The sequence below is a fragment of the Corynebacterium sp. UD i78 genome, from assembly GCF_056280545.1.
Genome location: NZ_JBWCED010000001.1, coordinates 746311 through 758476, shown reverse-complemented (window position 1 = coordinate 758476; position 12166 = coordinate 746311). Strand labels below are relative to the sequence as shown.

The following is a 12166-nucleotide window of genomic DNA, read 5'->3' as shown; positions in this document are numbered from 1 at the left end:
TCTACTGGGGACACGGGGCTCAACGCCCGGTGTCCGGTTCTTCCGGAGTGCTCCCCGGTGATGGCCGGATCAGTGCACGTGGTGGTCCCGCACGGCGGCGCAGGACCCACCAGGGGGTCAGTATAGCCCCTCTACCGTCGTTTCAGTGCAACCAGGTCGACGACGAACAGCACGACGCCGACAGCAGCGACCCCCACACACACCCACGCCCACACCGCCGAACCCACGTACAGGGCCACCAGTAGTGCGATGAACCCGAGGAGGGACAGGATGAGGGAGAGGGCGAGCATGGGGGTCAGTGACTCCGGTTACTACTTGTTGTTGCCGAAGTTGATGTTGTTCGCCGCGGGGGCGGCGGTGCTCCGGCTGTTGAGCTCCTCGAGCTGGGACTCGAGGAAGGTCTTCAGACGGGTACGGTACTCCCGCTCGTAGGTACGCAGTTCCTCGATGCGTCCCTCAAGGGTCGTCTGCTGCTTCTTGATGGTCGTCATGATCTCGGTGTGCTTGCGCTCAGCGTCCTGCTCCAGGGAAGTGGCCTTCTCCTGGGCGGCCCGGACCTGGGCCTCGGACTGGGCGGTCGCGTCGGCGAGGAGAGTGTCCGCCTTCTGGCGGGCGTCGCTGACCAGTGTGTCGGACTGCTGACGGGCATCGGCCAGGAGCTTGTCGGAGGTCTGCTTGGCATCGGCGAGCTGCTTCTCGGACCGCTGCTTGGCATCGGCCAGCTGGGACTGAGAGGTGCTGTTGGCGGAGTCGAGGGTCTTGTCTGCCTCGGCACGCGCCTCGGAGAGCATGGACTGGGCCTCCTGCTTCGCATCCCCGGTGAGACGGTCGGCCATCTCCTGGGCCAGGGACAGGACGCGGGCGGCCTGCATGTGGGTCTCGGCGGAGGCGTTGCCGTCGCCGGCCGCGGCAGCGACCTGCTGGGCCGGGGCGGCCTTATCACCCTGCTCGGAGGCCTTCTGGGCATCCGCCGCAGCGCGCTCGGCCTTGGCTGCCCGCTCCTCGGCGGCCCGCGCAGCGGTCTGCGCGTTCTTGAGCTGGAGCTCCAGGTCCTTGACCCGGGCCTCGGCGCGGGAGCGGCCCTCTTCCGCGGACTGCGCAGCGGCGGTCGCACGGTTGAGTTCCTCCGGATCCGCGGCAGACGCGGCAGCAGCGGCTCCGGACACCTCGGCAGCGGGGGCTGCGGAGGCACCGGCTTCGAGCTGGGAGCGGAGCTCCTCCTTCTCGTCCTCGAGCTCGGCCAGCGTGTCCTCGACGAGGTCGAGGAACTGGTCGACCTCGTCCTCGTTGTAGCCACGCTTGCCGATCGGCGGCTTGCTGAAGGCCACGTTATGAACGTCAGCGGGAGTCAACGGCATCGGTAGTTCCCTTCACAGTCGGTGTATCAGGTTCAGATCCTAGCAGGCACCGCAGACGAGAGTCTGAAGTTCAACCTCAAGTGCAATCTAACAGCAAAGTTATACAGCAACTTCAACCCCACTAGCAACAGAAGCCCCGTAATGATCCACCGGAACCCCCGGAAAATGAAGAAGCCGCCGTCTCACCCGGACCCACATTCCAGGGAAGACGACGGCTTCGGTCACTACACACGACATCTCCGTGGACTCAGGGCCACGAAGACGGTTCCAGTGTAGCGGCCCCGCGAACGGGACACAACGGATATTGCGATATTGGTTTCTCGGTCACGCCATGCCGTTGGCGACGGTGATGAGAATCGTGACGAGAATCGACAGTCCAAAGAAAAGCACCAGGATCGAGACATCCAGCGCCACTCCCCCGAACCGGATCGGCGGAATGAGCCTCCGCAGCGGCTTCACGGCGACATCCGTGAGTACGAACATCGGTTCTGCGACCAGCGCAAACCCGCGTGACGGGGACCACCGGCGGGAGAAGGACCGGATCATCTCGACGATCACCCTGCCCAACAGGATGAACCAGTAGACGCGCAGGACAAGAGCGATGATGTAGAGCGCAGTTGCCACAGTCGGTTACCGCTCCCCGGAAAGCCGGGACTCGAGGGTGTCCCTCTGGTCCAGGTTCAGTCGGATGCCTTCGGGCAGCAGGGCGAAGTTCCGGGAACCTCCGATCTTCTCGACCTTGCCGTCGAGGCCGGCGGCCAGCCCGCCGACGTAGGCGAGGAACTGCAGCCCCTCGGCCTTGTCGAGGTCACTGAGGTTGAACCCGACGATGTCGCCACGGCGGTACTCCGGGGTGACCTTGTTGACGTCGCGGTACTCACGGACCTCGACGATGACGAGCTCCGGGGTACGCGCCGGAACCACGGCAGGCTCGGCGACCGCCGGCCGACCGGGTACACGGTCACCGAGGGCGGCGCCGGGGCGTGCGCTCTCCGGACGGCCGTACCGGCTGTGCTCCCGGGTGGGGGCCGGATCGGCGTGTCGACCCGACGTGGCACCGTAATGGTCCTCGTGCACCGGACGGCGCTCCTCACGACGGTCGTCGTCCCGGAAGTCGTCCCGGAAGTCGTCCTGGAAGTCGTCCCGGGGGTAGTCCCGGTCGTCGAAGCTGTCGATAGCACCGAAACCGAAGAAGCCCTTGGTCTTCTCGATGAATCCCTCTGCCATGGTCTCTCTCACTTTCGTCGCTCGTCGTTCTCTGGTCCAAAGGTACCGGTGTCAGGGCATCCAGACCACTGAAGCCTGCCGGCCCGTGGTGCCTTCTCTCCGGTAGGAGAAGAAGTTCTCCTCTGCCACCGTGCTGCGCGGATCAGCGTCAATGGACCTGACACCGAGCCCCAGCAACTGCCGGGTGATCCCGGCCCTGATGTCGAGACCCGGGGTGCCCACCCTGGTGGTGGTCCGGGACCCGGGGAGACGGGACTCCACATCGGCCGCCATGGCCTCGGGAACCTCGTAGTCCTCCCCTGCCGCCGCTGCACCGAGCAGAGCGTGGATCCGGGCCGGGGATGCACCGAGTTCCACCATCGCATCGACAGCCTTCGGGACGATGCCGTTGCGGGCACCGGTCCGACCGGCGTGCACCGCGGCGACCACACCCGCCTCCTCATCGGAGAGCAGGACAGGCACACAGTCGGCGGTGAGGACGACCAGTGCCACACCTGGCAACGTGGTGACCAGCGCATCAGTCACCTCCACCGGGTTACCGTGGAGACTGTCGAGCAGCTCAGCGGTGACCTCCGTGACGTTCGGCGAATGGATCTGCTCCATGTAGACCATCTGCTCGGCCGGGAGCTCCAGCAGGGACGCCAGACGGGCCCGGTTGGCGGCGACGGCGGCCGGGTCGTCCCCGACATGGTCACCGAGATTGAAACTGCCGTAGACGCCGTCGGAGACACCGCCGTTGCGGTCGGTGACGACCTTACGGACCTTCCGGTCCCTGCGGTCGTCTCCCACGGACTCAGAAGAAGTCGGGGAGATCAAGGTCATCCTCCGCTTCCTCGCGGCGGCGGGAGCCCCGGCCGTTGCGGGCCGCGTCCTCGTGCGGAGTGAACAGACCGTCATTCTCCCGCTGCTGACGCGACTGGGCCGCAGCACGCTGGGAGCGGTCCGGGGCGGCGTCCTGGCCGAAGATCCCCTGACGGGACTCAGGTCCGCGGGTCTCGCGGGCCACAGCCGGCGCCGGGGACTGGTCGGGCTGCTCGGCGGCCTGCACCGGATCCACCGGCTCCGGTGCGCGGTGCTGACCGCGGCTCGGCAGGGCGTTGACGTTGGCGGAGTCGTCGAAACCGGTGGCGATGACGGTCACGCGGACCTCGTCACCCAGTGAATCGTCGACGATGGTGCCGAAGATGATGTTGGCGTCCTCGTCGGCGAGTTCCTCGACCAGGGACGCGGCTTCGTTGACCTCGAACAGGCCGAGATCGCCGCCACCGGCGAAGGACAGCAGCACGCCGGTCGCCCCCTCCATGGTGGACTCCAGCAGAGGGGAGTTGATCGCCGCCTGGGCAGCCTCCTTGGCACGGTTGTCGCCACGGGCGACACCGACACCCATGAGGGCGGAGCCGGCGTCCGTCATGACGGAGCGGACGTCGGCGAAGTCGACGTTGATCATGCCCGGGGTGGTGATGAGCTTGGTGATGCCCTCGACACCGGAGTGCAGGACCTCGTCTGCCAGGCGGAAGGCCTCCATGAGCTGCAGTGCCGGATCACTGTTCTTCAGCAGGCTGTCATTCGGGATGACGATGAGGGTGTCACAGACGTCCTTGAGGGCGTCGATGCCCTCCAGGGCCTGCTTCGCACGCTTGCGACCTTCGAAGCCGAAAGGGCGGGTGACGATACCGACCGTCAGCGCGCCCTGCTTCTTGGCGATCTGCGCGACCACGGGAGCAGCGCCCGTACCGGTTCCACCGCCCTCGCCACAGGTCACGAAGACCATGTCGGAGCCCTCGAGCATCTCCTCGATCTGGTCCCGGCTGTCCTCGGCCGCGGCACGGCCGACCTCAGGGTTCGCGCCGGCACCGAGACCGCGGGTCTTCTCCCGGCCGATGTCGAGCTTGGAGTCCGCGTCGGTGAACATCAGCGCCTGTGCGTCAGTGTTGATCGCCACGAACTCCACCCCCTGAAGGTTCGCCTCGATCATCCGGTTGACGGCGTTCACTCCGCCGCCACCCACACCGACCACGGTGATCTTGGCGATGTGGTTGTCAAAGTCGCTCATGTTGCGTGTTCTCCCTGTGCTGATCTGCTGCTGTTCAGGCCCTCGCTCGTGGAACCCATCTTGAGGGACACGGCGCAGAATTGCCGGAACATTTTCTGTGGCGTGTCGTATCCCTCAACTCAAGGTTGAGGGTTGCGGGACTTTTCTCAGTCCCGGACGGCCGGCTGTGCCGGATTCGAGACATTCCACCGTGCACCCTCGCGGGTGAGCACGATGCGCGTCGCCTCCGCCTTCTCGTCGGCTCGGTCGGAGGTCCCCCAGAAGATCTCCCGGTCGTCACCGAACTTGAGCGTGACGCTGTCGGACGCGGGGGCGTCGACCTCGGTGACCCCTGCCCGGAACTCCGGGTCCATCTCGTCCAGGGCGCGGAGGACCTCCGCGGCGGCGGTGACCGCGTCCTGGTCGGTGGACGAGACCCGCATCGGGGTCGCACCCTCGGGCCGGACATCACGGAGGAACTGGTGTCCTCCGGTGTCGACGGCGACAGGCGTGCCACCGTCATCGAGGACACCGACTGCGGTGTGCTCGGTGACGGTGATCTTCACCGTCGACGGCCAGGACCGCGAGACCGTGACCGTGTCCACCCAGGGCAGCGAGGAGACCGCCGAGGCGGCCGAACCGGTGTCGATTCCGGCCATCCGGTCACCGTCGTCGATGCCCGAGGCGTCCTGCACTGACGCGGCGTCCTGGTTGACGGTGCCGTCGATCTGTACCTTCTTGACGGTCAGCAGCTGACTGACGAGCACGAGGCCGATGACCACGACGACGACCGCCGCCACGGTGGGCAGCAGCCAGCGCGGACGCGGCTTCCGGTTCCTGTCCTTCCGGCTCTTCCGGGCCACGGGGATCAGGCCTCCCCGCCCAGTCGCCGCAGAATCTCGTCGGCGAGCATCGTGACCGTGCCCGCACCGACGGTGAGCACGACATCACCGGGGTGGGCGACCTCGGCCACCCGTTCCGGAACATCGCTGAAACGCTCCTCGTAGACCACCGGTACCGTCATGCGGTCGGTGATGATCCGGGAGGTCACACCCTCAACCGGGTCCTCGCGGGCACCGTAGATGTCTAGGACCACAGCGGTGTCCGCCAGGGACAGGGCCGCGGCGAACTCCTCGGCGAAGGTGATGGTGCGGGAGTAGAGGTGCGGCTGGAAGACCGCGATGACACGGCCCTCGGCCCCCTCCGCGGCGGCGCGGGCGGCGACCTTGTCGCGGGCGGCCGAGAGCACGGCCCGGACCTCGGTCGGGTGGTGGGCGTAGTCGTCGTAGACCTCGACACCCCCCGCGGTGCCGTGGTACTCGAAGCGACGGCGGACACCGTCGAAGGCGGCGACACCGTCGATCACCTCGTCGAGGTCGGACCCGACCAGTTCCCCGGCCAGCACGGCAGCGGTGGCGTTGAGGAGCATGTGGCGGCCAGGGGTGCGCACGGTGACGGTACGGACCGTGTCGGACTCCGGGAACCGGACGGTGGCCTGCGAACCACCGTAGACGGTCGTTCCGGCGTCCACGACCACCGCGCCGACCGGCACCGTCGGGTGGGCCTCGAAGGCGGCTGCGGTGCCGTAGCCCAGCACCCGTGCCCCCTCGGCCAGCTCGACCTCGCCGGCGACGACGCGCTCGGCGAGTTCCGCTGCGCCCGGGTCGTCGACACAGGTCACGAGGTAACCGTCGGGGACAACGCGCCCGGCGAAGGCGCCGAAGACCTCGTGGTAGGCCTCCTCGGTGCCGTAGAAGTCCAGGTGGTCGGCCTCGATGTTGGTGACCACCGCGACGGTCGGCGAGTAGGACAGGAAGGATCCGTCGGACTCGTCGGCCTCGGCGACGAAGACGTCACCGGTGCCGTGGTGGGCGTTGGTGCCGGCCCGGTTGAGCTGGCCGCCGATGGCGAAGGACGGGTCCATACCCGCGGCCTGCAGTCCCACCACGGCCATGGAGGTCGTCGATGTCTTGCCGTGCGTGCCCGAGACCAGGACCGCACGACGGTCCGCCATGAGCAGTGCCAGCAGGTCACTGCGGCGCAGCAGCGGGATCCCCCGCTCCGTGGCGGTGACGAGCTCAGGGTTGTCGTGCGGGATGGCGGCGAAGGAGATGACGACGGCGTCCGGCAGTTCTCCCCCGGAGGTGAGGTTCGCGGCGTCGTGGCCGACGGAGATCCGCGCACCGGCGGCGCGCAGCGCGAGGACGACCCGGGACTCCTTCATGTCGGAACCGCTCACGGCGATGCCGTGGTCGAGCAGGATACGGGCGATACCGGACATACCGGAGCCGCCGATACCGACCATGTGCACCCGGTGCAGCTGGTCGATGGAAGTGATGGGATTCGCGTTCATGGTCTACTTCCTGCGTGCAGTCTCGATGACGACGGTGGCGATACGGTCGGCGGCGTCCCGGTGCCCGGCGCCGCGGGCGGCCTCACCGGCGGCAGCGAGGCGTTCGGCGTCACGCAGCAGCGGGACGATCTCGCGGGCGACCCGGCCGGGGTCGAGCTCGGCGTCCTTGACGATGACGCCGCCGCCCGCGTCCACGACCGGACGGGCGTTGAGTTCCTGCTCCCCGTTGCCGTGCGGCAGCGGCACGTACACCGCCGGCAGACCACACGAGGAGATCTCGGCGACGGTCATTGCACCCGACCGGCAGAGCACCATGTCCGCCGCGGCCAGGGCGAGGTCCATCCGGTCGATGTAGGGAACGGCCACATAGGCCGGGGCACCGTCGACCTGTTCGACGTGGATGCTGTTCTTGCTACCGTAGGCGTGGAGGACACCGATACCGGCGTCCCCGAGCGTGCGGGCGGCACCACTGACGGCGTCGTTGATGGACGCCGCACCCTGGCTTCCACCGGTGACCAGCAGCACCGGCGAATCAGGGTCGAGGCCGAAGAACTCGCGGGCCTCGGCACGCAGTGCGGCGCGGTCGAGCTCCAGCAGTGACTGCCGTACCGGAATGCCGACGACCTCGGCACCCTTGAGTCCCGAGCCTTCCACGGCCTCGAGGACCCGGGCGCCGAGCCTGGCACCGAGCCGGTTGGCCATGCCGGTGCGGGCGTTCGCCTCATGGACGACAGTGGGGACCTTCGCCCATTTCGCGGCAAGGTAGGCCGGTCCGGAGACATAGCCGCCGAAACCGACGACGACATCGGCGTCCAGGTCATTGAGGGTACGTCTGGTCCGGTTCAGCGCACCGACGAGCCGGAAGGGGAAGGTGACGAGGTCTTTGTTGATCTTGCGGGGCACCGGGACCGCCGGGATCAGGGAGAGGGTCACTCCCCGCTCCGGAACGAGCCGGGTCTCGAGTCCGCGTTCCGTGCCCAGCGCGGTCACCCGGATACCGGGCTGTGCCTTGCGCAGTGCCTCGGCGACGGCGAGTGCCGGCTCGATGTGTCCGGCCGTCCCTCCACCTGCGAGAACAACGGACAGGGGTCGGGCGGACTGGGATGGATCATTCACGGACGGTGACGCCTCCTGGGCTCATCGGTGCGGTACTGACGTTGCTCGCGGGACCGGGTCCGGTCGTCGCGCTCCGGAGTATCACGGTACCCTGCCAGGGCACTCCGGTGGCGGGCGTCCCGGCGGTCAACGAAGTCCCCGGACCGCGGACCGGACCGACGGGTGACCGGTTCCCCGTAGCGGCGGGCCTGCGGGCGCACCCGGTCGCGCTGTTCGGCACCGGAGGTGTACGGCGCCGGCTCACGCAGCAGCAGGACGCGGTCGAACCAGGGGCGTCCCTCATGCTGCATCGACGAGACGGTCTCGGGTTCGTGACGGGCACAGTTGGCCAGCAGACCCAGCGTCGCCAGCGTGATGACGGCGGAGGTGCCGCCGGCCGAGATCAGCGGCAGCTGCACACCGGTGACCGGGAGCAGGCCGCAGACGTAGCCGATGTTGTAGAAGGCCTGACCGACGACACCGGCGGTGAGGGTGGCGGCGAGCAGCCGGAGGAAGGGGTCCGTCTGCCTGATCGCGGTACGGATGCCGAACCAGCCGAGGATGGTGAACAGGAGGATCACCGCGCCGGCGCCGAGGATGCCGAGCTCCTCACCGATGATGGCGAAGACGAAGTCGTTGGTGGCCTCCGGCAGATAGTTCCACTTCGCGCGGGACTGGCCGAGACCGACTCCGAGGAAGCCGCCGTCAGACAGCGAGTAGAGGCCCTGACGAGCCTGGTAGGCGGCGGCCTGACCGGTCTCGTCATCGAAGTTGAGACGGACGGCGTTGAACCATGTGCTGATCCGGTCGGACCGGTAGCTCATCGCCGTGATGGCGAGGGCACCGACCACCGTGATAATGCCCACCGCCACACCGAAGGCCCGGGTGGCGACACCACTGAACAGCAGGAGTGCGAGGACCACCAGGGCGAGGGAGAACATCATGCCGAGGTCGCGCTGCAGGAGGACCAGACCGAGGATGGCGAAGGAGACCATGATGAACGGTCCGAGCCCGTTCCTGATGTCCGGGCTCCGCCGGGTGTGCATCGACACCGCGGCTGCACCCCACACGGACAGTGCGAGCTTGGCGATCTCGGAAGGCTGGAAGGACAACGGTCCCAGGGCGATCCAGGACCGTGAACCGATGTCGTCGCCGACACCGATGACCAGCACCACGAGAAGTAGGGCGAAGGCCACGAACAGGAAGCCCGGCGCCCAGGCACGCAGCTTCGCAGGTCTGACCCACAGTGCGCCCCACATGACCGCCAGGCCGACGAGGACGATCACCGCCTGCCGGAGGAACTGGGCGAAGACGCTGCCGGAGCCGTCGGCGCCACGTGAGGTGACCATCGACGAGGACAGGGAGATCATGAGGCCGAGTGCCACGAGGATACCGGTGACCAGGACGATCACCTTGTAGTCGAGCTGCGGGGAATCCAGCAGTCGGCGCCACTTCTCCTGCAGCCCCTTCCACGGGGACGCGTCGGCGGACGCCCTCTGCCGGGGACGTCGCGACGCGGTCGGCCGCTGTGTCGTACGGTCACTCATCTGCGTCCCGTCCTCACTTCAGTGTCGACTCGCGTGCGTATTCGGCGAACAGGTCGCCACGTCGGGACATGCCAGGATACATGTCGAGCGAGGCCGCGGCGGGAGCCAGAACGACCGTGTCGCCTGCGGTCGCGGCAGCCCGGGCAGCGGCGACGACTTCGGCCATCGCGGCCGCCGGGTCGGTGGAATCCACCACGGTCACCGGGACGCCCGGTGCGGCGGACGCCAGTTCGTCGGCCAGGATCCGACGGTCCACACCGAGCAGCACCACGGCCTTGAGTGCCGGGGCGACCGCGGCGACGAGACCGTCGACAGCGGCTCCCTTGAGTTGTCCGCCGGCGACCCAGATGACGTCGTTGAGTCCGCGCAGTGCGGCCTCGGCGGCATGCGGGTTGGTCGCCTTGGAGTTGTCCACCCAGTCCACGCCGTCGGTGGTGGCGACGACCTGACCGCGGTGGGCGGCGACGGTGAACCCGGCCAGGGCACGGGACACGGCCTGCGGTGAGACGTCGACGGCCCGGGCCAGGGCGGCGGCGGCGGTGGCGTCGGCCACACCCGCCGGACCCGCCGGGGAGATCCCGGTGGCCGGGGCGAGTGTCGTGACGGTCCCGGTGGCTGCGTCAAGTTCGACGATCTGCCCGTCGCGCACGCCGGTCACCACGGACGCACCGGTGGTGTCGTCCGCGGGATCACCGAGGGTCACGGCACGGTGCGCTCCGGTGACGACACCGGTGTCGCGGACACTGTCCAGCACCGCGGCATCGTCGAGAGCCAGCACCGGCACCCTCCCGGTCAGGACGCGGACCTTGTCAGCGGCGTACTTCGCGAAGGAGCCGTGCCAGTCGAGGTGGTCGTCGGCGAGATTGAGGACGCAGCCGGCGTCTGGCGCGAAATGCGGTGCCCAGTGCAGCTGGAAGCTGGAGACCTCGGCGGCGAGGACGTCGACCCGCGGCTCGGCGAGCAGTGCATCACCGGGCGGGGTACCGATGTTGCCGACGGCGGTGACCGACCGACTGTCCGCCGCGAGCACCGCGGCGAGCATGGCGGTAGTGGTCGTCTTGCCGTTGGTGCCGGTCACCGCGAGCCAGGTCCGCGGATCTCCGAAGAGGCCCGCGCGGTCGGCCAGCCACGCGGCGTCGATGTCACCGATGACCGGCACACCGGCGTCAGCGGCGGCGACGAGCAGTGGGGAGTCCGGACGCCAGCCCGGGGACGTGACCAGAAGGTCGACCTCGCCCAGTGCGTCCCGTGCTTCGGTGACTGACACGGCGAACGCACCGGTCTGTGCCGCGAGCTCCTGCCCGCGGTCGGTGTTGTCGTCCGCGAGGGTCACGGTGCAGCCCAGCGGCGCGAGCATCCGGGTGACACCGGCGCCGGCCACCCCGGCTCCTGCGACGAGGACCCGGCCGGACGAAAGTGCTTCGGTGATGGTCACGGTGTGTCTCTCCTAGAGGCCTGCGCCACGGAGCCATTCGCTGTAGAACAGCGCGACACCGCCCATGGCGAAGAGTGCGGAGAGCAGCCAGAACCGGACGACGACCGTGGTCTCCGCCCAGCCCCCCTGCTCGAAGTGGTGGTGGAAGGGCGCCATGCGGAACACGCGGCGTCCGGTGGTCTTGAACGAGCCGACCTGGATCACGACGCTGGCGGCCTCCATGACGAAAAGGAAGGCGACGACGATCATCAGCAGCTCGGTGCGGGAGGTGATGGACAGACCGGCGACGAGACCACCGAGGGCCAGGGAGCCGGTGTCACCCATGAAGATCTTGGCCGGGGCGGCGTTCCACCACAGGAAACCGAGGCAACCGCCGAGTCCGGCGCCGGCGAGCATCGCGAGGTCCAGCGGGTCGCGCACCTGGTAGCAGCTCACCGCGGCGTCCACGGAGCAGGAGTTGCGGAACTGCCAGAAGGTCATCACCACGTAGGCGGCGAGCACGATACCCGAGACACCGGCAGCCAGGCCGTCGAGTCCGTCGGTGAGGTTCACGGCGTTCGACCAGGCGGAGATGACGATGTAGATGAAGACGAGGAAGATGATGGTGCCGATCACCGCACCGCCGACCTTGAGGTCGAAGGTGTTGATGTCACGGATGAAGGACAGCTTCGTCGACGCCGGGGTGAGGTCGTGCGAGTTCGGGAACTGCAGGATCAGGATGCCGAAGACGACGGCGATGATGAGCTGCAGGGCGAGCTTCGCCCGGGCGTTGAGGCCGAGGTTCCGGCCCATGACCAGCTTGATGTAGTCGTCGGCGAACCCGACGCCACCGAGGGCGAGGGTGAGGCCGAGGACGAGCCAGCCGGAGGCACCGGGGCCGGCACTGTTGGTCGCCAGGCCGACGATGACGGCGACAAGGTATCCGACGGTGATACCGACGAGAATGGCGATACCGCCCATGGTCGGGGTGCCACGCTTGCGCAGGTGGGACTTCGGTCCTTCCTCACGGATCTCCTGCCCGATGCCCTCAGCGGAGAACCGCTTGATGAGGACCGGGGTGAGGAAGATGGCGACGAAGAACGAGACTGCCGCTGCGACGATGATCTGCATCATGGGATG

The 12166-nt window shown here is 68.1% G+C and carries 12 protein-coding genes; all 12 read right to left on the bottom strand.

Translation table 11 applies throughout. The features are described from left to right. Positions 1 to 131 precede the first annotated feature (131 nt). Positions 132 to 290, bottom strand: coding sequence for a hypothetical protein (locus tag ACZ9GM_RS03600; RefSeq protein WP_291473466.1), 159 nt, complete (start codon positions 288 to 290; stop codon positions 132 to 134). A 21-nt stretch (positions 291 to 311) separates the two neighbouring features. Beyond that, positions 312 to 1358 carry a DivIVA domain-containing protein gene (locus ACZ9GM_RS03595; RefSeq protein ID WP_291473467.1) on the bottom strand — a complete coding sequence of 349 codons (1047 nt, stop codon included), beginning with the start codon at positions 1356 to 1358 and terminating at the stop codon, positions 312 to 314. A 324-nt stretch (positions 1359 to 1682) separates the two neighbouring features. Beyond that, positions 1683 to 1982: a YggT family protein gene (locus ACZ9GM_RS03590; protein ID WP_291473468.1), complete on the bottom strand. Its 300-nt coding sequence runs from the start codon at positions 1980 to 1982 to the stop codon at positions 1683 to 1685. A 6-nt stretch (positions 1983 to 1988) separates the two neighbouring features. Further along, complete coding sequence (locus ACZ9GM_RS03585; RefSeq protein ID WP_476037284.1) at positions 1989 to 2585, bottom strand: cell division protein SepF; 597 nt, start codon at positions 2583 to 2585, stop codon at positions 1989 to 1991. Between the two features lie 51 nt (positions 2586 to 2636). After that, entirely contained in the window at positions 2637 to 3407 is a 771-nt protein-coding gene (pgeF, locus tag ACZ9GM_RS03580) for a peptidoglycan editing factor PgeF (protein ID WP_291473470.1), read from the bottom strand. After that, on the bottom strand, positions 3379 to 4638 hold the full coding sequence (gene ftsZ / locus ACZ9GM_RS03575; RefSeq protein ID WP_291473471.1) for a cell division protein FtsZ: 1260 nt from the start codon (positions 4636 to 4638) through the stop codon (positions 3379 to 3381). Before ftsZ ends, pgeF begins: the two co-directional genes overlap by 29 nt. Before the next feature lie 146 nt (positions 4639 to 4784). After that, positions 4785 to 5480 (bottom strand): cell division protein FtsQ/DivIB, encoded by a 696-nt coding sequence (locus tag ACZ9GM_RS03570; protein WP_476037283.1) that lies wholly within the window; start codon positions 5478 to 5480, stop codon positions 4785 to 4787. Between the two features lie 5 nt (positions 5481 to 5485). Next, positions 5486 to 6970: a UDP-N-acetylmuramate--L-alanine ligase gene (murC, locus tag ACZ9GM_RS03565; protein ID WP_291473473.1), complete on the bottom strand. Its 1485-nt coding sequence runs from the start codon at positions 6968 to 6970 to the stop codon at positions 5486 to 5488. 3 nt (positions 6971 to 6973) lie between these two features. Beyond that, the gene (gene murG, locus ACZ9GM_RS03560) at positions 6974 to 8086 is read right to left on the bottom strand and encodes an undecaprenyldiphospho-muramoylpentapeptide beta-N-acetylglucosaminyltransferase (RefSeq protein WP_291473474.1); all 1113 of its coding nucleotides are present in this window, start codon (positions 8084 to 8086) and stop codon (positions 6974 to 6976) included. Then, positions 8083 to 9612 (bottom strand): FtsW/RodA/SpoVE family cell cycle protein, encoded by a 1530-nt coding sequence (locus ACZ9GM_RS03555; RefSeq protein ID WP_476037282.1) that lies wholly within the window; start codon positions 9610 to 9612, stop codon positions 8083 to 8085. The genes murG and ACZ9GM_RS03555 overlap by 4 nt, the downstream gene beginning before the upstream one ends. Before the next feature lie 13 nt (positions 9613 to 9625). Then, positions 9626 to 11047 (bottom strand): UDP-N-acetylmuramoyl-L-alanine--D-glutamate ligase, encoded by a 1422-nt coding sequence (gene murD / locus ACZ9GM_RS03550; protein ID WP_291473476.1) that lies wholly within the window; start codon positions 11045 to 11047, stop codon positions 9626 to 9628. Between the two features lie 12 nt (positions 11048 to 11059). Then, entirely contained in the window at positions 11060 to 12160 is a 1101-nt protein-coding gene (mraY, locus tag ACZ9GM_RS03545) for a phospho-N-acetylmuramoyl-pentapeptide-transferase (RefSeq protein WP_476037281.1), read from the bottom strand. Positions 12161 to 12166 lie beyond the last annotated feature (6 nt).